19 protein-coding genes are annotated in these 20237 nt (G+C 65.3%); 11 read left to right on the forward strand and 8 right to left on the reverse strand.

Translation table 11 applies throughout. The features are described 5' to 3' along the window. Positions 1-9: 9 nt before the first annotated feature. The gene (locus tag AC0KUR_RS02365; RefSeq protein WP_124609057.1) at positions 10-2043 is read right to left on the reverse strand and encodes an NADPH-dependent 2,4-dienoyl-CoA reductase; all 2034 of its coding nucleotides are present in this window, start codon (positions 2041-2043) and stop codon (positions 10-12) included. A gap of 75 nt (positions 2044-2118) precedes the next feature. Here AC0KUR_RS02365 and AC0KUR_RS02370 point away from each other — a divergent pair, with 75 nt between their 5' ends. The 3 genes from AC0KUR_RS02370 to AC0KUR_RS02380 all read left to right on the forward strand — a co-directional run bounded on the left by AC0KUR_RS02370 (position 2119) and on the right by AC0KUR_RS02380 (position 4438). After that, on the forward strand, positions 2119-3201 hold the full coding sequence (locus tag AC0KUR_RS02370; protein WP_473375288.1) for an AraC family transcriptional regulator: 1083 nt from the start codon (positions 2119-2121) through the stop codon (positions 3199-3201). 92 nt (positions 3202-3293) lie between these two features. Beyond that, on the forward strand, positions 3294-3839 hold the full coding sequence (locus tag AC0KUR_RS02375) for a hypothetical protein (RefSeq protein WP_051700885.1): 546 nt from the start codon (positions 3294-3296) through the stop codon (positions 3837-3839). Positions 3840-3955: 116 nt separating this feature from the next. Then, positions 3956-4438: a hypothetical protein gene (locus AC0KUR_RS02380; RefSeq protein ID WP_473375289.1), complete on the forward strand. Its 483-nt coding sequence runs from the start codon at positions 3956-3958 to the stop codon at positions 4436-4438. 20 nt (positions 4439-4458) lie between these two features. Here AC0KUR_RS02380 and AC0KUR_RS02385 read toward each other — a convergent pair whose 3' ends face one another. The 3 genes from AC0KUR_RS02385 to AC0KUR_RS02395 form a co-directional block, all read right to left on the reverse strand. Next, complete coding sequence (locus AC0KUR_RS02385) at positions 4459-4908, reverse strand: aconitase X swivel domain-containing protein (protein WP_034185647.1); 450 nt, start codon at positions 4906-4908, stop codon at positions 4459-4461. Beyond that, entirely contained in the window at positions 4901-6148 is a 1248-nt protein-coding gene (locus AC0KUR_RS02390) for an aconitase X (RefSeq protein ID WP_069245871.1), read from the reverse strand. The genes AC0KUR_RS02385 and AC0KUR_RS02390 overlap by 8 nt, the downstream gene beginning before the upstream one ends. Positions 6149-6325: 177 nt before the next feature. After that, the gene (locus tag AC0KUR_RS02395; protein ID WP_226226866.1) at positions 6326-6754 is read right to left on the reverse strand and encodes a MarR family winged helix-turn-helix transcriptional regulator; all 429 of its coding nucleotides are present in this window, start codon (positions 6752-6754) and stop codon (positions 6326-6328) included. Positions 6755-6845: 91 nt separating this feature from the next. Here AC0KUR_RS02395 and AC0KUR_RS02400 point away from each other — a divergent pair, with 91 nt between their 5' ends. The 5 genes from AC0KUR_RS02400 to AC0KUR_RS02420 all read left to right on the forward strand — a co-directional run bounded on the left by AC0KUR_RS02400 (position 6846) and on the right by AC0KUR_RS02420 (position 12503). Further along, a complete protein-coding gene (locus tag AC0KUR_RS02400) occupies positions 6846-7766 on the forward strand; it encodes a LysR family transcriptional regulator (protein WP_034185644.1) in 921 nt (306 codons plus the stop codon). Between the two features lie 107 nt (positions 7767-7873). After that, on the forward strand, positions 7874-8305 hold the full coding sequence (locus AC0KUR_RS02405) for a MarR family winged helix-turn-helix transcriptional regulator (protein WP_113047040.1): 432 nt from the start codon (positions 7874-7876) through the stop codon (positions 8303-8305). A gap of 68 nt (positions 8306-8373) precedes the next feature. After that, on the forward strand, positions 8374-9468 hold the full coding sequence (locus AC0KUR_RS02410; RefSeq protein WP_473375290.1) for an HlyD family secretion protein: 1095 nt from the start codon (positions 8374-8376) through the stop codon (positions 9466-9468). Between the two features lie 13 nt (positions 9469-9481). After that, complete coding sequence (locus tag AC0KUR_RS02415; protein ID WP_034185641.1) at positions 9482-11056, forward strand: DHA2 family efflux MFS transporter permease subunit; 1575 nt, start codon at positions 9482-9484, stop codon at positions 11054-11056. A 16-nt stretch (positions 11057-11072) separates the two neighbouring features. Next, positions 11073-12503, forward strand: coding sequence for an efflux transporter outer membrane subunit (locus AC0KUR_RS02420; protein WP_059558509.1), 1431 nt, complete (start codon positions 11073-11075; stop codon positions 12501-12503). Between the two features lie 145 nt (positions 12504-12648). On the opposite strand, the gene AC0KUR_RS02425 is transcribed toward AC0KUR_RS02420, so the two are convergent. The 3 genes from AC0KUR_RS02425 to AC0KUR_RS02435 all read right to left on the reverse strand — a co-directional run bounded on the left by AC0KUR_RS02425 (position 12649) and on the right by AC0KUR_RS02435 (position 14041). Next, on the reverse strand, positions 12649-13059 hold the full coding sequence (locus tag AC0KUR_RS02425) for a TIGR02594 family protein (RefSeq protein WP_034185639.1): 411 nt from the start codon (positions 13057-13059) through the stop codon (positions 12649-12651). A 273-nt stretch (positions 13060-13332) separates the two neighbouring features. Beyond that, the gene (locus tag AC0KUR_RS02430; protein WP_034185638.1) at positions 13333-13557 is read right to left on the reverse strand and encodes a hypothetical protein; all 225 of its coding nucleotides are present in this window, start codon (positions 13555-13557) and stop codon (positions 13333-13335) included. A 280-nt stretch (positions 13558-13837) separates the two neighbouring features. Continuing rightward, entirely contained in the window at positions 13838-14041 is a 204-nt protein-coding gene (locus AC0KUR_RS02435; RefSeq protein ID WP_006485974.1) for a cold-shock protein, read from the reverse strand. 375 nt (positions 14042-14416) lie between these two features. Between AC0KUR_RS02435 and AC0KUR_RS02440 the strand changes: the two genes are divergently transcribed. The 3 genes from AC0KUR_RS02440 to AC0KUR_RS02450 all read left to right on the forward strand — a co-directional run bounded on the left by AC0KUR_RS02440 (position 14417) and on the right by AC0KUR_RS02450 (position 18030). Beyond that, complete coding sequence (locus AC0KUR_RS02440; protein WP_069245868.1) at positions 14417-15328, forward strand: LysR substrate-binding domain-containing protein; 912 nt, start codon at positions 14417-14419, stop codon at positions 15326-15328. A 131-nt stretch (positions 15329-15459) separates the two neighbouring features. Further along, the gene (locus AC0KUR_RS02445) at positions 15460-16776 is read left to right on the forward strand and encodes an MFS transporter (protein ID WP_034185635.1); all 1317 of its coding nucleotides are present in this window, start codon (positions 15460-15462) and stop codon (positions 16774-16776) included. A gap of 12 nt (positions 16777-16788) precedes the next feature. Beyond that, on the forward strand, positions 16789-18030 hold the full coding sequence (locus tag AC0KUR_RS02450; protein WP_034185634.1) for a metal-dependent hydrolase family protein: 1242 nt from the start codon (positions 16789-16791) through the stop codon (positions 18028-18030). A 1240-nt stretch (positions 18031-19270) separates the two neighbouring features. Here AC0KUR_RS02450 and AC0KUR_RS02455 read toward each other — a convergent pair. Next, the gene (locus tag AC0KUR_RS02455) at positions 19271-20158 is read right to left on the reverse strand and encodes a LysR family transcriptional regulator (RefSeq protein ID WP_473375291.1); all 888 of its coding nucleotides are present in this window, start codon (positions 20156-20158) and stop codon (positions 19271-19273) included. Between the last annotated feature and the right edge of the window lie 79 nt (positions 20159-20237).

Here is a 20237-nt window from a genome sequence, read left to right on the forward strand (position 1 = left end):
GCCGTCCCGTTACAGCCGCGCCGCGAGCCGCGCGCCCTGATCGATCGCACGCTTCGCATCGAGTTCGGCGGCCAGCTCCGCGCCGCCGATCAGGTGCACCGGGCGCCCGGCCGCCTGCAACGGCGCGAGCAGCGCGCGCTGCGGCTCCTGCCCCGTGCAGAGCACGATCGTGTCGGCTTCGATCAGCTCGTGATCGGTGCGCTGCTCGCCGTACGACACGTGCAGCCCGCGCGCGTCGATCAATTCGTAGTTCACGCCGCCCACCATCTTCACCTGCTTCATCTTCAGCGTCGCGCGGTGAATCCAGCCGGTCGTCTTGCCGAGCCCCTTGCCGAGCGGCGCGGCCTTGCGCTGCAGCAGCGTCACTTCACGCGCGGGCGCCGGGACCTGCGCGCGCGTCACGCCGCCGCGCGTCGCGGCGGGGTCGGTCACGCCCCACTCGGCCTTCCACGCCGGCAGATCGAGCGCCGGCGATTCGCCGTCCTGCACCAGGTATTCGGCCACGTCGAAGCCGATCCCGCCCGCGCCGACCACCGCGACGCGCCGCCCGACCGGCCGCTTGCCCGCGAGCACGTCGATATAGCTGAGCACGTTCGGCCCGTCCTGCCCCGGAATCTTCGGGTCGCGCGGCGCGACGCCGGTCGCGAGCACGATCTCGTCGTAGCCGCCCGCGATCAGGTCGCTCGCGTCGACGCGGCGGTTCAGGTGCAGGTTCACGCCGGTCAGCTCGACCTGGCGGCCGAAGTAGCGCAGCGCCTCGTGAAACTCCTCCTTGCCCGGCACCTGCTTCGCCATGTTGAACTGACCGCCGATCTCGGCCGCGCCGTCGAACAGGTCGACGTGATGGCCGCGCTGCGCGAGCACGGTCGAGCATGCGAGCCCGGCCGGCCCGGCGCCCACCACCGCGATGCGCTTCGGCTGCGGTGCGGGCGTGTATTTCAGCTCCGTCTCGTGGCACGCGCGCGGATTCAGCAGGCACGACGCGATCTTGTTCCTGAACGCGTGATCGAGGCACGCCTGGTTGCAGCCGATGCAGGTGTTGATCTCGTCGGCGCGGCCCTGCGCGGCCTTGACGACGAATTCGGCATCGGCGAGCAGCGGGCGCGCCATCGACACCATGTCCGCGCAGCCGTCCGCGAGAATCTGCTCGGCCACTTCGGGCCGGTTGATCCGGTTGGTCGTCACGAGCGGAATGCCGACCTCGCCCTTCATCTTCTTCGTCACCCACGCGAACGCGCCGCGCGGCACCGACGTCGCGATCGTCGGCACACGCGCCTCGTGCCAGCCGATCCCCGTGTTGATGATCGTCGCGCCCGCGCGCTCGACGGCCTTCGCGAGCTGCACGGTTTCGCTCCAGTCGCTGCCGTCCGGAATCAGGTCGAGCATCGACAGCCGGTAGATCAGGATGAAATCGCGGCCGACCGCTTCGCGCGTGCGCTCGATGATCTCGATCGGCAGGCGGATGCGGTTCTCGTACGAACCGCCCCACTGATCGGTGCGCTTGTTCGTGTGCATCGAGATGAACTGGTTGATCAGGTAGCCCTCGGAGCCCATGATCTCGACGCCGTCGTAACCGGCCTCGCGCGCGAGCTTCGCGCAGCGCACGAACGCGCGGATCTGCCGCTCGACGCCGCGCGCGCTCAGCTCGTGCGGCGCGAACGGCGAGATCGGCGACTTGATCTTCGACGGCGCGACCGCGAACGGGTGATAACCGTAGCGGCCCGTATGCAGGATCTGCAGCGCGATCTTGCCGTCCTCCGCATGCACGGCCTCCGTGATCTCGCGGTGCCGCCGCGCGGCGGCCGACGTCATCAGCGTGCCGCCGAACGGCTTGGTCCAGCCGGCCACGTTCGGCGCGAAACCGCCCGTCACGATCAGGCCGACGCCGCCGCGCGCCCGTTCGGCGAAATATTCGGCGAGGCGCGGCAACGTCTTGCGGCTGTCTTCGAGGCCGGTGTGCATCGAGCCCATCAGCACGCGGTTCTTCAGCGTCGTGAAGCCCAGGTCGAGCGGCGCGAGCAGGTGGGGAAAGGAGGTGGTCATGATGGTCGAGCCTATAAGCGATGCTTGCCATCGTAGGCGCGCGCCGCCTTGAGCGTGAGGGGGCAAACAGCCATAATGCTTGTCATTTCCGGCCAAACAGACATGACCTCCGCTCTCGCCAAAGACCGCCTCGGGCTGCGCCGGCCGACGATTCCGGTTGCCTATACGCGCCTGTTGCTGCAGGCGCTGGCCGCGCGCGGCGTCGACCTGGCCGCCGTGCGCGCCGGCACGGGCCTGCGCGACGCCGTGTTGGCCGAACCGGACGCGCGCGTCGCGCCGTCGCAATGGGGGCGGCTGGTGCTCAATGCGATCGAGATCGGCGGGGATCCCGGCATCGGACTCGCGTTCGGGCTGCTGCTGAAGCCGACCGTGCACGGCTTTCTCGGCTACGCGACGCTGACCGCGCGGGACATCCGCGAAGCATTGTCGGTCACGCAGCGCTACTTCCGGATGCGCAACCGCCAGTACCGGCTGACCTATGCGGAAGACGACCGCGGCGCGACGCTCGAACTGCACGGCGTGCAGGCGAGCCCCGTATTGCAGCATCACGTGATGTTCGAATTCGTGCTGACGGGGCTCGCGCAGAACATCTCGCAATGGGCCGGGCGCGCATCGCCGCCGATCGAGCTGCGGTTCGCGTGGCCGGAGCCTGCGTATTTCGCGCGCTATCGCGACCAGTTGCCGCCGGTGGAATTCGGCTGCGCGGCGAACGCGCTATGGATCGCGCGCGACGTGCTCGACTGGCCGCTGCCGCTCGCCGATGAAGTCGCGCACCGGCAGGCGCTCGTGCAGGTCGAGCGCGAGTATGCGCAGGTGCGGCAGGAAGAAGGCGACCTGGTCGGGCGCGTGCGCGCGGAGCTGGCGCGCGCAGCCGGCGACTACCCGGGGCCGGACACGCTCGCCCACGCGTTGCTCGTGTCGACGCGCACGCTGCGGCGCCGGCTGGAGGAAGCCGGGTCGAGCTACCGGCAGTTGCTCGATGAAGCGCGGTTTCGCGACGCGAAGCAGTTGCTCGCGGCGTCGGATCTCGACCTGAAGACGATCGCCGAACGGCTGCAATTCACCGACCCGGCGAACTTCACGCGCGCGTTCCGGCGCTGGGCCGGGCAGACACCGAGCGCGTACCGGGAGGCGGCGGCGGGTGCGGCGCGCGACTGATGCCGGGCCCCGGCACGAGGTGCCGGCCCGCGATTTCATCGGTATGATCAATGCCAAGCCAAAGCGGCGCCACCGGCGCACTCTCCCGCCCCATGTCCAATCACACCACGCTGATCGAGTCGACGATCGACCGTATCGATACGAACCTCGTCCGGGTCGAGGCCAGTATCGCGAAGGTGCCGCTTTACCGGCTCACGATGCAGAACGTCTGCTACTTCATCGGCGCCGGCGATATCGACGCGGCGGCCTTCAGGCAGATCGATCGATTGAAGCCCGGGATGGCCGTGCGTGCGTGCGTCTTCGACGATCGCGGCCGCCACCGGATCGCGTGGCTCAGAAGCGGCGATCTGGCGATCGCGCCTTACGATGCGCTCGGACAAAAGCGCCGCAACCTGTCGCTGCTGGCATGGGCGTCGTGCCTGTTCATGCTGAGCCTGCTGATCGGCGCGGCTGCGTTCAAAGCGGGCTGGGCGCTCGTCATCGCGCTGGCCGTGCTCGTGAGCATCATCAGCCTGCTGGGCACCCTGCTCGCGATCGCCGGCCTGTCCGAACGGGTCTTCCGGCCCCAGCGGCGCGAGGCCCAGGAAAAGTGGCGAGACGAACCCGCCGGATTCAAGGCGGAACGGAGCAACGGATGACCGATCGTGTGATGCAGATCGCGACCGGCGCCGTGACGTCCGTGAGCCAGAATACGATCCGTACGAAAGTCTGGAGCAACAACCTCGGCTGGACCACGCAAGGCATCGAGGAAATCGTGCTGCAGCTCGACACGTTCGACGCACCGCTCACGGTCAGGACGGACAGCGCGCGAAGCCTGTTCATCGGCGCCGGCGACCGGCTGAATGTTGCTCACGTCCGAAGCCCGGATCGCGCCGCCATCTACGGCATTCGCAACGTCACGGACGGTTCGGTGTATCTCGTTCGCACCGCCGAAGTCGCCGGTGCCCGCACCGACATATTCGTGACGATCGCCATTCTGGTCGCCATGGCCTTCGTCACCGGCATCATGTCCGCACTGCAACGCAGCACGGACGGCATGCTCGACATGGTGGCGTGGTTCGGCAGCACCGCGATTGGCCTCTTCGTGCTGAGTACGATCCTGCGCACCATGTTCGGCGTGATCGCGTGGCCGGAAATCCGGCGGCTCACGCAGCCCGGCGGCAAACGCGAGATGAATGCCGCCCGGCACGCGCTGTCGCTCACGCATGACGATACGCCGAACATCCGCTTTCTCTGACACGATACGCGCACGACGCGTCAGCCCCCGACGACGATCCGCGCGCCCCCTTCCCCCTCGCCCGCCTCGATCCGCACCTCCCCGGTCGCGGCGGCGATCGCGTCGTACACGTCGTCGCTCACGCACACCACCGGCACCGCGATCGCATACAGTTCGGCCGCCACGATCGCGCCGATCGAGAGGATCAAGTCACGCTCCTTCAGCACGATCCCGACCGGCCCCGTGCCGTTGCGCACGGCTTCCGCGAGCACGCTGCTGCTCGAACTCGAACCCTTCGCATGCGGCATCACCATCACCTTGCCGGCGAGGCTCGCGCCGGCCTGCGGATGGCCGCGATCGACGATCCTGCCCGCGCCCGAGTCGTAGCCGCCCCAGAAGCTGAGCGGCTTGTCGAGCACGAACGGGCGCGCGCACGCGCTGCCCGGCACGAGCGTGTCGCCCGTCAGACCCTTGCCCACGGCTTCAGTCATCGAATCGCACCTTTCCTTCGTACGCCGAGCGCACGCATTCGCGCATGCTGCCGTACGCGACCGTCACGCCGATGTTCGCGGGCGCATACGACGCCCATTTCCCCGAATTGGTCATCACGAGCCCCGACATCTGCTTCATCACGGGCGTGATGTACGTGCAGGTATCGACGACGATCTGGATGCCGCGCGCGGCGAACTTGCGCGCGAGGCCGGCCTCCTCCAGCTCCCACAGGATGAAGCGGCTCGTGTTCACGTAGAAATCGCACGCCGGCTTGCCGTCGAACGCGTCGAGCAACGTGTCGAGCGTGCGGAATTCGGCCAGCGAGAAATGCGGCGTGCCGAGCGCGACCGCGACGAGGGGATCGCCGGCCGCGCCGTGGTTCAGCGTGCGGCGAATCGCGTCGAGATCGGCCATCGCGACGTCGACCGTGCGTTGCGCCGCTTGCCCGTGCAATGCGACGTCGAGCGTCGGCGCTTCCGGCGTGATGCCCACCGCATGAAACAGCGCGACCGCACCGCTCGACGCGGCGGCCGCGCCGAGTGCCTTGAGTTCGTCCTCGGTGGTGTCCGCCGGCAACCCGACGATCGCCGGCACGACCGCGCCCGCGATCCGGCCGATCAGCAGACCCAGCGCGGCAAAGTAGATGTCGCGCGACGGCAGGCCGGTGAAATCCGGCGCGTTGAACACGAGCCGCGCGGCGCGGTTCGCTTCGACATGGAGCCCCGCATACGGTGCGCGCCCGGTGATCGCGGCGGCCAGGTCGAGAAAATCGCCGTACCGGCTCGTGCGCGCGCCGAGCACCGAGTTCGCGAACACGATCGCATTCGATTCGGCCCACGCAATCTGCTCGCCCTTCGCGGGACGATGCTTCAGCTGATACGGCGCGCACGTGAAGCTCGATTCGCAACCGAGCTGCAGATGCGCATCCATCAGGCGCTGCGCGTCGCGCTGGATCGCGCGGTCGCCGTGGTACAGCTCGGGATGGATCAGGTCGAGCGACCCGACGTTCAGCGTGGTGGGCACCGCGACCTTCGTGCCGGTGTCGACGAAATACTCGACGAAATCGAGGCTCGTCCGGCCGTGGTAAAGACAGCCGTCGATGTGGGCGGACGTGATGTCGATCAGGTGCGGCGCGGACATCACGTGCGCGGTACGCACGACGATCCGCATCGCGCGCGCGACGCCGTCGCCGAAATCACCGCGCAACATCGCGTCGTCGCGGTCGCTCAACTGCAGCATCGGTTGCTCCTCGTGACTCGTGCCCGGCAGTGCGCCGGCCCGTGTAATCCGTCAGAGGACTCTACAACTGGAAACCAAAACTGTCCAGATCGAGATCGATCCGGACAGTTTCAAAACCACTTTTCGCCAGAAAAGACCACCAAAGCGACCATTGGCTCGAACTCCGCTCCAGTTCGCCTAGCGTTCCGCCGTCAGGCCGAACAGCTCGTCGCGCAAGGCGTTCGCGCGATCGCGGCCGACCTGCGCCTCGTATTCGTCCTGCGCGGCCTGCCACGCGACCCGCGCGCGTGCGAACGTGCGCTCGCCGAGCTTCGTCAGGTGCAGCACATGCGCGCGCGCATCGTGCTCGGACGCGGTCGTCATGACGAAACCGTCGCGCTGCAGCGGTTTCAGCCCGCGCAGCAGGGTCGTCCGATCCATCACGAGCGTCTCGGCGAGTTCGCTCATCAGCTGGCCGGGCCGGCGCGTGAGATTCGCCATGATCGAGAACTGCGCGGGCGTGACGCCAACCGGGGCCAGATGGCGTTCGTACAGTTGCGTGACGAAGCGCGCCGCCTGACGCAGCGCGAGGCAGTGGCACGCCTGGGCAATCGAGGTGTCGTTCATGCTCCGCAATTTATATGTGCATATGCATAAAGTCAATGTACACTCCGCCGTAACGCGGCCGGCTGCCGGCCCTCGCGTCAAGGAGACGGACATGGACTACATCGACAAGCTGCGGATTTTCCGGTCGGTGGTGGAGATGCGCAGCTTCACGCGCGCCGCCGACATGCACGGTCTCGCGCGGCCGGTCGTGTCGCGCGCGGTCGCGGATCTGGAAGCGCGTTTCGGCAGCCGGCTACTGCACCGGACCACGCGCCAGGTGTCGCTGACCGAAACGGCCGAGCGCATCTACGAACGCTGCGCGGCCGTGCTCGACGAACTCGACGCGCTCGAGGTCGAAGCGCAGACGCAGAACCGCGAACCCGAAGGCCTGCTGCGCCTCGTCGCGCACACGACGGCCGCGCTGAACCGCCTCGTGCCGCTGATCGCCGGCTTCAAGAGCGCGCATCCGAAGGTGCGCCTCGACGTCACGCTGACCGAGCGCCCGGTCGATCTCGTCGGCGAAGGCTACGACATCGGCATCGTCGTGCCGTACATGCTGACGAGCGAATCGACCGTCGTGCGGCTGATCGAGCGCATTCCGGTCGTGATCGTCGCGACGCCCGCGTATCTGCAAGCGCATGCGCGCCCCGAAACGCCGGCCGACCTGGCCGATCATCCGTTCGTGCCGATCTCGCCTTCACTGCGCCGCCCCGCCCTGTCGTTTCGCGTCGACGGCGACCTGCTGACCGTGCCGTTCCGCTTCGACATCTCGTCGAACAGCCCCGTCTTCAACCGCGAAATGGTGATGAACGACTTCGGCATCGGCGTCGTCCCGAAAACGCTCGTCCAGGCCGAACTCGCGTCGGGCGCGCTCGTGCAACTGCTGCCCGACGCCGACCTCGTCGACGCATCCGTCGAGATCAAGCTCGCGTACGCGAACCGCGTGCTGCTGCCCGCGAAGGTGAAAGCGTTCATCGACTACACGGCCGCCTATTGCGACCGCGAAGGCTGGATCGTTCCCGCCGCGGCCTGACCGGGCGCGCGAACGCGCCATGTTGCAGTCGATTGGTACAGCCACGACACCAATCTGATCCCGCCCCGCCCATCGCTTCATGCGACCCCCCGCCCTAACATGTGCACATGCACAAGACCACGCTCACCGACGACGATTGCTTTGCGGTCCGCCAGGCCGCCCGGCGAATCTCGCAGTTCTACGAGCGCTATCTGTCGCGCGCGGGCGTCACGCCGTCGCAGTACAGCATTCTCGCGCTGCTGCGCGACCAGCCCGGCCTCACGATGGCAACCTTGTCGAGCATGCTGGTGATCGAACGCACCGCGCTGCTGCGCGCGCTCAAGCCGCTCGTCGGCGCGGCGCTGGTGACGGGCCGGATCGAGCCGCCGTGTCGCGGCCAGACGTTTGCGCTCACCGCGCACGGCGAAACCAAGGTCGCCGATGCGCACGTGCACTGGCTCGCCGCGCAGGAAGCATTCGAGCGGTGTTTCGGGTCGGCACAGGCGGCCCGCCTCAGAGACGAATTGTTCCGGATCACGCACAACCTGCCGGAACGCTGATCGACGACTTCCCCGACGGACGGCACGCCGTCTTTCGTTTTGATAAGTGCATATACATAGGTGAATCGATGGAAACGACCCAAACCGCTGCCACGTCACGCGAAGCAGCCACAACCGAGCAGCCCGCGAAGCAGCAACGCCGCGTGCCGTGGATGCGGATCGCGGTAGGCGCCGTCGTCGTCGTCGTGGCCGCGGCCGCGCTCGACTGGCTGTTCGTGCTGCGCTTCCAGGAGAGCACCGACGATGCGTACGTCGGCGGCGACGTGACCGTGCTCGCGCCGAAGGTCAGCGGTTTCGTCGACAAGATCCTCGTGACCGACAACCAGCGCGTGAAGGCCGGCGACGTGCTCGTGCAGCTCGACGCACGCGACTACGACGCGAAGCTCGCGCAAGCGAGCGCCGAAGTCGACAGCGCGCGCTCCGCCGTCACCGAACTCGAAGCGAAGCAGCAACTGCAATTCGCGGTGATCGGCCAGCACGCGGCGGACAAGAACGCGTCGTCGGCCGAACTGACGCGTGCCGCATCGGACCGGGTGCGCTACCGCGAACTCGTCAAATCCGACGCCGTATCGAACCAGATCGTCGAGCGCGCCGACGCCGATTACTCGAAAGCCGGCGCGGCCGTCGAACGCAGCGACGCCGCGCTGCTCGCCTCGAAGCGGCAGCTCGACGTGCTCGGCGCGCAGCTCGCCGATGCACGGGCCCGCGTGAACACCGCGCTGGCCGCGCAGCGCGTCGCGGCGCTCAACGTCGAATACACGACGATCCGCTCGCCCGTCGACGGCTACGTCGGCAACCGCACGGGCCGTGTCGGCATGCTCGCGAACGTCGGCGTGCCGCTGCTGACCGTCGTGCCGGCTTCCGGACTGTGGGTCGATGCGAACTTCAAGGAAGACCAGCTGCGCAAGATGCGCGCGGGCGATCGCGTCGACGTGTCGCTCGATGCGTCGAGCACGAAACTGCATGGCCGCGTCGACAGCCTCGCGCCCGCGACCGGCGCGACCTTCAGCGTGCTGCCGCCCGAGAACGCGACCGGCAACTTCACGAAGATCGTCCAGCGCGTGCCCGTGCGCGTGCATCTCGATCCGCAACCCGGTATCGATCACGTGCTGCGCCCCGGCCTCTCCGCGGTCGTGACCGTGCACACCGACCACGCGAACTGAGCGGGAGCCGACGATGACCACCGCGTTTTCCGGCGACCCCGCGTCGCAACCGACGAAGCAGCGCGTATTCGCGTTCGCGCTGATGTGCGTCGGCTTCTTCATGGCGACGCTCGACATCCAGATCGTCGCGTCGTCGCTGCGCGACATCGGCGGCGGGCTTTCCGCGAGCCAGGACGAACTGTCGTGGGTGCAGACGGCCTACCTGATCGCCGAGATCATCGTGATCCCGATGTCGGGCTGGCTGTCGAAGGTGATGTCGACGCGCTGGCTGTTCGTTGCGTCGGCCGTCGGCTTCACGATCACCAGCATGCTGTGCGGGCTCGCATGGGACATCAACTCGATGATCCTGTTTCGCGGGCTGCAAGGCGCGCTCGGCGCCGCGATGATCCCGACCGTGTTCACCACCGCGTTCGTGCTGTTCCCCGGCAAGCAGCGGCTGATCGCGTCGACGACCATCGGCGCGCTTGCCTCGCTCGCCCCGGCGATCGGCCCGGTGATCGGCGGCTGGATCACCGACCAATGGTCGTGGCACTGGCTGTTCTACCTGAACCTCGTGCCGGGCATCGCGGTGGCCGTGCTCGTGCCGCGCTACGTGCATATCGACGAGCCCGACCTGAGCCTCATCAAGCGCGGCGACTATCTCGGCATCGTGCTGATGTCCGGCTTTCTCGGCTGCCTCGAATACGTGCTCGAGGAAGGCCCGCGCAAGAACTGGTTCGGGGACGACGTGATCATCATCTGCGCATGGATCTCCGGCATCTGCGGCTTCCTGTTCCTCGTGCATGCGCTGACCGCGAAGGATCCGATCGTCGACCTGCGTGCGCTCGCCGTGCGCAACTTCGGGATCGGCAGCCTGCTGTCGTTCGTGACCGGTATCGGGATCTTCGTGACCGTGTTCCTGACGCCGCTGTTTCTTGCGCAGGTGCGCGCATTCAGCTCGCTGCAGATCGGCATCGCGCTGCTGTCGGTCGGGGCGTTCCAGCTGGTCGCGCTCTGCGCCTATGCGTTCGCCGCGCGCTTCTTCAGCCTGCGCGCGCTGCTCGTGTTCGGGCTGATCTGTTTCGGCCTCGGCTGCTACCTGTACACGCCGATCACGCACGACTGGGGCTGGCGCGAATTGCTGCTGCCGCAAGCGCTGCGCGGCATCGGCCAGCAGTTCAGCGTGCCGCCGATCGTGACGATGGCGCTCGGCTCGCTGCCGCAGTCGCGGCTCAAATCCGCGAGCGGCCTGTTCAACCTGATGCGCAACCTCGGCGGCGCGATCGGCATCGCGGTGAGCGCGACGATGCTCAACGACCGGCTGAATTTTCACTATCTGCGCCTGAACGAGCACGTGAGCGCCGGCGAACCGCAGATCGCGTCGCTGCTCGATCGACAGGCCGCGTACTGGGGCTCCGTCGCAGGCAATACGCTGAATACCGCGCAGGCCGGGCTCGCGAACCTGCATCGGCTGATCTATCGCGAAGCGCTGACGCTCACTTATGCGGATGCGTATTACGCGCTGTCGCTGTGTTTCGTCGTCGCGCTGCTCGCCGTCGTGTTTTCCAAACCCATTACGTTGAACGCGCCGCCGCCGGACGCGCACTGAGGCCAAGGTCATCATCATGAAAAAGCTACTCGTCGCGCTGGCCGTCAGCGCATTCGCCGCCGGGTGCGCGGTGCAGCCCGCGCAGCATCCGGCGCTGTCCGAATCCGTCCAGACGCTCGCGCCCACCGCATGGGATACCGACGTGCCGCGCGCGGACATCGACGCCGCCGGCTGGTGGGCGCAATTCCACGATCCCGTGCTCGATCAACTGATCGCGACCGTGCTCGACGGCAACCTCGATCTGCAGGCCGCGGCCGAACGCGTGAAGCAGGCACAGGCGCTGACCGTGCAGAAACGTGCGGTGCTGCTGCCCGAACTCGACGCGACCGCGCACGCGTCCGACGCGCGGCAGAACACGCCGCCGCCGCTCGGCTACGTGCGGCAGGCAGGTGCCGGGCTCGCGCTGAGCTGGTCGCCCGACGTGTTCGGCGGCGAACGCCTCGACCTGCTCGCCGCGCAAGCGGAACTCGTCGGGCAGAAGCATGCGGAAGACGCGATGCGGCTCGCGCTGGCGGCCGATGCGGCATCCGCGTATGTCGATCTGCGCTGGGCGCAGCAGGAACTGAAGATCCTGCAGGACAACGCGAGGATTCGCCAGCATGCGCTCGAACTCACGCGCAAGCGGCAGGCGTTCGGGTTGTCGACCGAACTCGACGTGACCCGCGCGCAGAACCAGCTCGATGCGCTCGAAGCGCGGATTCCGCCGACGCAGGCGCAGATCTCGCATCAGCTCAACCTGATTGCCGTGTATTCGGGGCGCACGCCGGAAGCGGTCGACCGGCTCGTGCTGGCGCAGGCCGGGGAGATCCCGGCGCCGCCGATCGGGGCGCCGGGGACGCTGCCTTCGCAGGCGTTGTTGCGGCGGCCGGACGTGCTGACCGCCTATGCGCAGGTCGAACGGCGTGCTGCGCAAGTCGGTGTGGCGAAGGCCGAGCGGTATCCGAAGTTTTCGTTGAACCTGACGGATGGGATCCTGGCCGCGTCCTATCTCGGGTTGCCGACGTTGACCGACAACCTGTTCAGCGCGGCGCTGAGTGCGACGAGCCCGATTTTCAATGCGGGGCGGATTACCGCGGATATCTCGCAGAGCGAAAGCCGGATGCGCGAGTCGGAACTCGGGTTGCGGCAGACGATGCTGCAGGCATTGCGGGAAGTCGAGGATGCGCGCGCGAATCTCGTCAGCTCCGACGAGGCGACACGGAAGCTCGGTAGCGCGCTTTCCGCGTCGGACAAGGCGCTCGGATTGGCGAATCAGCTCTACAAGGGCGGTGCGACGGATTTTCTGGATGTGCTGTCGGCGCAGGAGGTGTATCTGCGGGATTCGGATTCGCTCAACCAGGTCAAGCGTGAGCATGCGCTGGCGGCGGTGGCGTTGTATCGGTCGCTGGGGGGTGGGTGGAGCAGGAATGACGCGGCCGGGGAGGTGGAGGCGGTGGCGAAGAACTAGGCGCGATCGCGATACGGTGCCGGCCGCTACATTGGCCGGCGCGCCGTGCATCAGCAGCACGATTCCGGACACTTGATCGACGACAACCCGATCGAATCAACCGCCATCACGCGATTGCGAATTCGCACATGCCACCGCGACGCGGTCATCCCGCATCGGGCCAACGATAACCGATCACTTCGTTCAGCGGATACGCAAGCTCGCGCACCTCTTCCAGCTGATTGCCGCCGAACAGATGCACGTATTCGTCGTCGTGACGCAGATAGAACCCGACATGCCCTTTCCAGCTCGCCGGATCGTCGCGCGTCAGGATCGCGATGCAGCCGTAGACCGGACGCTCCAGCGGCCGGCCCCATTCGAGCCATGAGCGCGCCAGTGCGGAGCCGGTGCCGCGGAATCCCGCGTGCGTCATGCACCAGTTGACGAAGGACGAGCACCAGGAAATCTTGTCGTCGTAGCCGACCAGGTTCGTGTGGTTGTTGTACTCGACGATGCGCGGGTTGATGCTGCCGGGCGGATGGCGGCGGATGCCGAGTTCGGCCAGCGCGACGGCCATCCATGGCGGATGGGCGGCCTCCGGATTGCGCTCAGGATTGGACAGGGTCACGTCGTTCTCGGGCGAGTGTGATGTGCGTGCAATCTTCGCACGAATCCGAAGGTTGGCAGCGCCACTCACCGACGACGTCGAAAAAGGAAAATCCGGCAGCCCGAACCGGGCGCGCGGATGCAATCGGAAGGTAGAGAATCGATCGCACGCGGGGTTCGGGCGCGCGCTGTTGCACGCCCGGATGACTACATGCGCCGGATGTGCGGCACCACGGCGTTGTGGTTAGCCGCGCGTATCGACCCAGTTGCGTGCCCAGTGTGCCGAGTGCCGCAGTGCCTGCGCTTCACTCTCGAAGTAGTCGAGCGAATAGAACCGGTAGCGGCCTTCCGCGGACGCGCTATCGACGCGCTCGAGCAGCAGGTTGGCTGAAAAACTGCCGTCGGGCAGACGATGCGCCGAGGGCTGGACGGCATAGCCGTTATATCGATGATTTTGTATGTTTTGCATTTCTAATTTTAATAATGTTCGACTGCGCGCGTGCCGTGCGATATGTGCACGGATGCGCCGATTCAACGCCATTGCGCGCTGAATCTCAAGCAGTCGGAAAGCGAAAATAAGGCGCTGCGGCCGGAGGGGGAATGAAGTGCAACGAGACGTGTGACGCCGGGTTGGCCGCTGAATGAACAGAAGCAGCCACGAACACGCGCGCCAACTTTAGGAGACCAGGCTCCGTGAGGATGTCGCTGCGACCCGGCGCCCATCGTGGGATGGCCGGGCCCTTCAAACTTTACAGCGGCTTGATGTTGGCCGCTTGCAGACCCTTCGGGCCCTGCTTCGTTTCGAAGCTCACTTTCTGGTTTTCAGCCAGCGTCTTGAAGCCGTCGGCACGAATTTCCGAGAAATGAGCGAACAGGTCGTCGCCGCCGTTGTCCGGCGTGATGAAGCCAAAGCCTTTGCTGTCGTTGAACCACTTGACGATACCGGTATCCATGAAGATTCCTTGAGAAAAAAATAGAGAGATTTGCTCTGTTGAAGAGCGCGTGAAGCGTCAAGGAGGGAGAGGACAACGAATACCGCTGTGGAGAGCGAGCAATTGATGAACAGCAATCGGACTTCTTGGACTTCGATGCACACACTAACCGCCGGGCAGGTGCGCGTCAACAGATAACTTGTAACTGTTTCATCTCGCGATCCGCTTTTCGGGCGAATCGATGTGGCCCCAACCGGCTGCGCGCCTTGGCCGGCCTGGCGCGAATGGCACACGGTCCCCACGCGAATACGCCGATCGGCAACACCCTTCCCGCCGGATGATTTCCGCTCGATCCAACCGTATCATGTCGGTAGCCGCCTCCGATTCCCGCCTGCCATGCGCATCACGCCTCTCCCCCCACTGCAATGCCTCGTCGCGTTCGAAGCCGCCGTGCGGCATGCGAGCTTCACCAAAGCCGCCGCCGAACTGCACCTGACCCAAAGCGCGATCAGCCGCCAGATTCAACAACTCGAGGAATTCCTCGGCCGCTCGCTGTTCGTGCGCGAGCACCGCTCGCTGCGGCTGACGATCGCCGGCGAACAATACGCGGCACAGGTCCACCACCTGCTCACGCAATGCGCGGAAGCCACGCACGACGTGATGAAGCCATACGGCGATCTCGAACTGACGATCGCGTGCTCGTCCGGCGTCGCGGTGCTGTGGCTGACGCCGCGGCTGCCGCACTTTCGCGCCGCGTATCCGAACATCAAGCTGCGCCTGATCGTGCGCGATGCGCTCGCATCGATGTCGCCGGCGGAATTCGACGTCGGCGTCTACTACGTGCGTCAGCAGACGCCGGCCGAATACACCGCGCGCCGGCTGTTCGACGAGGAAGTGTTTCCCGTCTGCGCGCCGGGCTATCTGGCCGGCCGCACGCTGGACGCGGCCGATCTCGCGAACGAAACGCTGCTGCGCCTCGAGGACGGCCAGCGCCAATGGATGTCGTGGTCCGAATGGTTCGACATGAACGACGTCGACCGGCAGAAGGCGCAACCGCAGGACATCACGATCAACTCCTATCCGCAGATCGTGCAGATGACGATTCTCGGCCAGGGCGTGTCGCTCGGCTGGCGCTACATGATCGACGCATGCATCGAAGCGGGCCTGCTCGTGCGCGTGACGGAAGCGTCCGCGAGCCATGGCGGCGGCTATTACGTGATCTCGCCGAACGACCGCGTGCAGAACCAGGCCGCCCGCCTGTTCACGCGCTGGCTGTTCGAACAGGCGGAGCAGCAGACCGCGCCCTGACGCTCCGGGCGCGATGCATGCGTACAGCGCATGCGTGCATGCGAATCTTTCGTTTCAGAAAAAAATCCGGCTGTCCGTAGCATGGGATTCACGCGGGGCAGTCGTCCCGGCTTCTGACAAAGGAAAAGACCATGCAAGGAACGCTTTCCCCGCGCGCCGCGCCTGCCGTCGATGCGGCCGTGCAGCAACGCCGCCGCGCCATCGTCGCGACCGTGATCGGCAACGGCCTCGAATGGTTCGACTTCACCGTCTACAGCTTCTTCGCGGTGATCATCGCGAAGCTGTTCTTCCCGACCGGCAACGAACTGACGTCCGTGCTGCTGACCGTCGCGACGTTCGGCGTCGGCTTCTTCATGCGGCCGGTGGGCGGAATCGTCCTCGGCGTGTATGCGGACAAGGTCGGACGCAAGGCCGCGCTGTCGCTCACGATCCTGCTGATGGCGGCCGGCACGGCGCTCATCGGGATCGCGCCGACCTACGAGCAGGCCGGCATCGCCGCGCCGCTCCTGATCGTCGTCGCGCGGCTGCTGCAAGGTTTCTCGGCCGGCGGCGAGATGGGCGGCGCCACCGCGTTCCTTACCGAATACGCGCCGCCGGAGAAGCGCGCGTATTACTCCAGCTGGATCCAGTCGAGCATCGGCTTCGCGGTGCTGCTCGGCGCGGCGACCGGCACGTTCGTCACGACATCGCTCGACACGCAGGCACTGCACAGCTGGGGCTGGCGGTTGCCGTTCCTGCTCGGAATCATCGTCGGGCCGGTCGGTTACTTCATCCGCAGCCACATCGACGAGACGCCCGCGTTCAGCGCCGTCGAATCGCAGGTGAAGGAAAGCTCGCCGCTGAAGGAGGTGCTGTCCACCTACCCGCGCGAGACGTTCGCGAGTTTCTCGATGGTCATCCTGTGGACCGTCTGCACCTACGTGCTGCTGTTCTACATGCCGACCTATTCCGTGCGCACGCTGCATCTGCCGCAATCGACCGGCTTCGTGGCCGGCATGATCGGCGGGCTGATGATCATGTGCTGCTCGCCGATCGTCGGCCGGCTCGCCGACGTGTGGGGACGGCGCGTGTTCCTGTCCGGCTCGGCGCTCGCGATCCTCGTGCTCGCGTGGCCGATGTTCGCGTGGATCAACCATGCGCCCGGGTTCGCGTCGCTGATCGTGTTCCAGGCCGTGTTCGGCGTGCTGATCGCGACCTATACGGGGCCGATCCTCGCGGCGTTCGCTGAGCTGTTTCCGACCAAGGTGCTGTCGACCGGGCTCTCCGTTGCGTACAACTTCGCGGTGACGATCTTCGGCGGGTTCGCGCCGTTCCTGATCACGTGGCTCATCGCCCGCACGGGCAGCAACATGGCGCCGGCGTTCTACGTGATGCTCGCGGCGGCCGTCAGTTTCGTCGGCACGCGCTTCGTGAAGGATGCGAAGCGTGCGGCCTCCACGACTCGATAAGGATTTTTCCATATGACCATTACCGTGCTGCAAGGCGGCGACGTGCTCGACCTCGAACGAGGCGTGTTGCTCGAACATCATCATGTCGTGATCGAAGGCGAACGGATCGTCGAAATCACCGATCGGCCGGTGGATTTGCCGAATGCGCAGGTGATCGACGTGCGCGGCAAAACCGTGATGCCGGGGTTCATCGATTGCCATGTGCATGTGCTGGCTTCGAATGCGAATCTTGGCGCGAATGCGACGCAGCCGAATATTCTCGCGGCGATCCGGTCGCTGCCGATTCTCGATGCGATGTTGTCGCGCGGGTTTACCAGCGTGCGGGATGCCGGGGGCGCGGACTGGAGTTTGATGCAGGCGGTCGAGACGGGGCTGATTCCGGGGCCGCGGATTTTTCCGTCGGGGAAGGCGTTGTCGCAGACCGGCGGGCATGGGGATTTTCGGCCTCGGGGGGATTTGCTGGAGCCCTGCTCCTGCTGTTTCAGAACGGGGGCGATTGCGCGGGTCGTCGATGGGGTTGAAGGTGTACGGCTTGCCGTGCGTGAGGAGATTCAGAAAGGCGCGACGCAGATCAAGATCATGGCGTCAGGCGGCGTGGCTTCGCCGACCGATCCGATTGCGAACACGCAGTATTCGGAGGACGAGATTCGGGCGATCGTCGACGAGGCCGAGGCCGCGAATACGTATGTGATGGCGCATGCGTATACGGGGCGGGCGATTGCGCGGGCCGTGCGATGCGGCGTGCGGACGATCGAACATGGGAATCTCGTCGATGAAGCGGCCGCGAAGATCATGCATGAGCATGGGGCGTTCGTGGTGCCGACGCTCGTCACTTATGACGCGCTGGCCAAACATGGGGCGGAGTTCGGGATGCCGGCGGATTCCATCGCGAAGGTGGCTTCCGTCCAGCAGAAGGGACGCGAGTCGCTTGAGATTTATGCGAAGGCCGGCGTGAAGATGGGGTTCGGGTCGGACCTGCTTGGCGAGATGCATGCGTTTCAGTCTGGGGAGTTTCGGATTCGCGCGGAGGTGCTTGGGAATCTGGAAGCGCTCAGGTCGGCGACGACGGTGGCGGCGGAGATTGTGAATATGACAGGGCAGCTTGGAGTCGTTGCGGTGGGGGCAATCGCCGACCTCGTCGTGCTGGATGGGAATCCGCTTGAGGATATTGGGGTCGTGGCTGATGAAGGCGCGCGGGTCGAGTATGTGTTGCAGCGGGGGGCGGTTGTGAAGCGGCGTGCCGGCGGGCGTTGATGTGAATTCATGCCGCGACTTCGGCAGGCGCGGTGCGGCCTCACGGACCACGCGGTCGTGACAGTTATCGAAGACGGCAGTGGGTGTGAGTCACGGCGCTTGCGGCAATGGCCGGGCGGCGTCGCCCCGGCCGTCCGTCGTGTTCATGCGGCGCCTGCCTTCCATTCGCCAGAGCCGCATCAAACGGCCCGTGCAGGTGTTATAGCGGCGACGGCCCCCGGCCAGGTTCGTGGTATGGCTGCTCTTGGAGTGCCGGCGCCAGCCATTGTCGACGCCTTATCTGCGTTGCCAGCAAACTCAAAGGCCGGTGGCCCCCTCGGTGCGATCAACACGGTTAGGCGCTACGCTCCTTGCCCTTTGTGTTTCGACTTCCGCCAGAATTCGCTTGCCTACCGCGCCGTAAAAGCGCAGCCCAGTAGAACAACCACGGATACGTAACGTGACCGTGCGTAAAAGGAATATCTTTCTTTGAGATGCGCTGATTGCATCCCAGGGTATGGAAATCGCGGGAAGTCGCAAGTTCAAGGGAAAGCCGGGGCGTATCCACAAGTGTTGAGGATAGAGTTCAACGGCCACGGTGAAGCTCGTCCATTTTGCTCGGCATGAAGCCCAGCGATAGGAGCCATTGGAGACTGGCCTCTCGTTCGGGGCATCCCGCCTCGTCTTGTACCGCTCAAGATCCTTCCAGCCGGACAGCCACCGCACTACCTGGAGTCCGGAACCAAAGAAAACAATTACGACAAAGAAAAATCGGACGGTATCGAGCATATTCCGTGGCGTTAGGACGCACCCGCCATGAATCGCTTCGTCGGGTGCAGGTTGCCGACCACTCGTGCAGTGTTGGGACGAAGGCCCGCTCGGGCGAGAGGTAACCTTTCTTACCGGGAATTCCCGGTCCCACTAATCGTGATCGCCCTCTTTGCAGATCAAGGATACCCAAATCTTGATGGCGTCGAAGGACCGCAACTAGCCGGAAGTCGCCCTACGTCTCCGCGCCCGGGCTCGGCCAGCGGCAGCCGACCCATAGCGGACCGACCGCCCCACCCGATAGCGGCCATTCGGCCAGTGTTTTACCGATTGTGGGCGGTAGCAACCGGCCCGAGCTTCAGGCTACGCTCGGCAACGCAGTCGATCATCGGTACGTAAGCCAACTCCAGTCCACGCCATGTGAGATGGTCAGACGACGATGACGTCTCCTTGGACGCTTGTGATCGCAATGGTCCCAGCGCCAACGACCAGCCTACCCGGCAGGCGCAAAAGGTGTCTTTGCCAGGCACTCGCTGATGAAAGCTGCAAAGGCGCGTGCTTTCGCAGTCGCCTGGCGTCCTGCTGGATAAACAGCCCAAAGATCAAGTGAGGGGAGCGTCCAATCGCACAGAACTGTCTCAACGCGATGGAGATCGATCTCCGGCTGGAACATCCACTCCGTAGAGACAGCCAACCCCATGCCTGCAAAAACAGCCTCACGCACCCCCTCGGCTGCGGTAGTGCTGATCATGTTCTTGAGCGTCACAACTTCCGACTTCGCGCCCTTTCTAAAAGTCCATGTTTCTCCTCCACCGCCTTGCGTATAGATAACGGCAGGAAAATTGGGTAGATCACCTGGCCGTTCAGGCGTGCCATGTCGATCGAGATAGTTGGAAGTCGCGACGACCATGCGCCGGGACGTGGCAATCCGCTTTCCCGTTACGGTCATCGACTTTGGGTCTCCCATCCGCAGCGCAATGTCGATGTTCTCCCCGATCAGATCGACGCTACGGTCGTCGAGAATTGCTTCGACTGTGAGTGCAGGATGCGCCTCAAGAAAAGCGGGTAGCAGCGGCATGACGTGTAGCCGGGCAAACGTCACCGTTGCACTGAAGCGCAAGCGTCCTGTCAGTCCAGTCCCGGCTCCAGTTGCAGCGAGGTCCGCTTCGTTTGCTTCGTCAAGCGCGCGCTTCGCCCGCTCGTAAAAACCCTGGCCTGCTTCAGTCGGCGTTAGCCCCCGTGTCGAGCGTGAGAGAAGTCGTGTTCCCAGTCGTTCTTCAAGCTGTGCAACAGCTTTTGATATTGACGGCTGACCAACCCTGAGTTGCCGAGCAGCTGCCGAAAAGGAACCCGTTTCAATGATGCGCACGAATGCTTCCATGGTCGCGAATCTGTCCACAGATCATTCTCCATTGGAATGAGTGTTATCAAAAATAACAGTCTACTGCTTTCTCGGGGAA

This window comes from Burkholderia sp. YHN3-13 (assembly GCF_055810675.1).

Coding starts and splice junctions, on each gene's coding strand:
- AC0KUR_RS02425 (WP_034185639.1), bottom strand. CDS start 13,059: ATGGCCGTCGCGCTGGCCGAACTCGGCATCCGCCGCCATCCGCCCGGC.
- AC0KUR_RS02400 (WP_034185644.1), top strand. CDS start 6,846: ATGGACTACATCGACAAGCTGCGGATTTTCCGGTCGGTGGTGGAGATG.
- AC0KUR_RS02410 (WP_473375290.1), top strand. CDS start 8,374: ATGGAAACGACCCAAACCGCTGCCACGTCACGCGAAGCAGCCACAACC.
- AC0KUR_RS02375 (WP_051700885.1), top strand. CDS start 3,294: ATGTCCAATCACACCACGCTGATCGAGTCGACGATCGACCGTATCGAT.
- AC0KUR_RS02385 (WP_034185647.1), bottom strand. CDS start 4,908: ATGACTGAAGCCGTGGGCAAGGGTCTGACGGGCGACACGCTCGTGCCG.
- AC0KUR_RS02435 (WP_006485974.1), bottom strand. CDS start 14,041: ATGGATACCGGTATCGTCAAGTGGTTCAACGACAGCAAAGGCTTTGGC.
- AC0KUR_RS02440 (WP_069245868.1), top strand. CDS start 14,417: ATGCGCATCACGCCTCTCCCCCCACTGCAATGCCTCGTCGCGTTCGAA.
- AC0KUR_RS02415 (WP_034185641.1), top strand. CDS start 9,482: ATGACCACCGCGTTTTCCGGCGACCCCGCGTCGCAACCGACGAAGCAG.
- AC0KUR_RS02370 (WP_473375288.1), top strand. CDS start 2,119: ATGCTTGTCATTTCCGGCCAAACAGACATGACCTCCGCTCTCGCCAAA.
- AC0KUR_RS02420 (WP_059558509.1), top strand. CDS start 11,073: ATGAAAAAGCTACTCGTCGCGCTGGCCGTCAGCGCATTCGCCGCCGGG.
- AC0KUR_RS02455 (WP_473375291.1), bottom strand. CDS start 20,158: ATGGAAGCATTCGTGCGCATCATTGAAACGGGTTCCTTTTCGGCAGCT.
- AC0KUR_RS02365 (WP_124609057.1), bottom strand. CDS start 2,043: ATGACCACCTCCTTTCCCCACCTGCTCGCGCCGCTCGACCTGGGCTTC.
- AC0KUR_RS02430 (WP_034185638.1), bottom strand. CDS start 13,557: ATGCAAAACATACAAAATCATCGATATAACGGCTATGCCGTCCAGCCC.
- AC0KUR_RS02450 (WP_034185634.1), top strand. CDS start 16,789: ATGACCATTACCGTGCTGCAAGGCGGCGACGTGCTCGACCTCGAACGA.
- AC0KUR_RS02395 (WP_226226866.1), bottom strand. CDS start 6,754: ATGAACGACACCTCGATTGCCCAGGCGTGCCACTGCCTCGCGCTGCGT.
- AC0KUR_RS02405 (WP_113047040.1), top strand. CDS start 7,874: ATGCACAAGACCACGCTCACCGACGACGATTGCTTTGCGGTCCGCCAG.
- AC0KUR_RS02445 (WP_034185635.1), top strand. CDS start 15,460: ATGCAAGGAACGCTTTCCCCGCGCGCCGCGCCTGCCGTCGATGCGGCC.
- AC0KUR_RS02390 (WP_069245871.1), bottom strand. CDS start 6,148: ATGCTGCAGTTGAGCGACCGCGACGACGCGATGTTGCGCGGTGATTTC.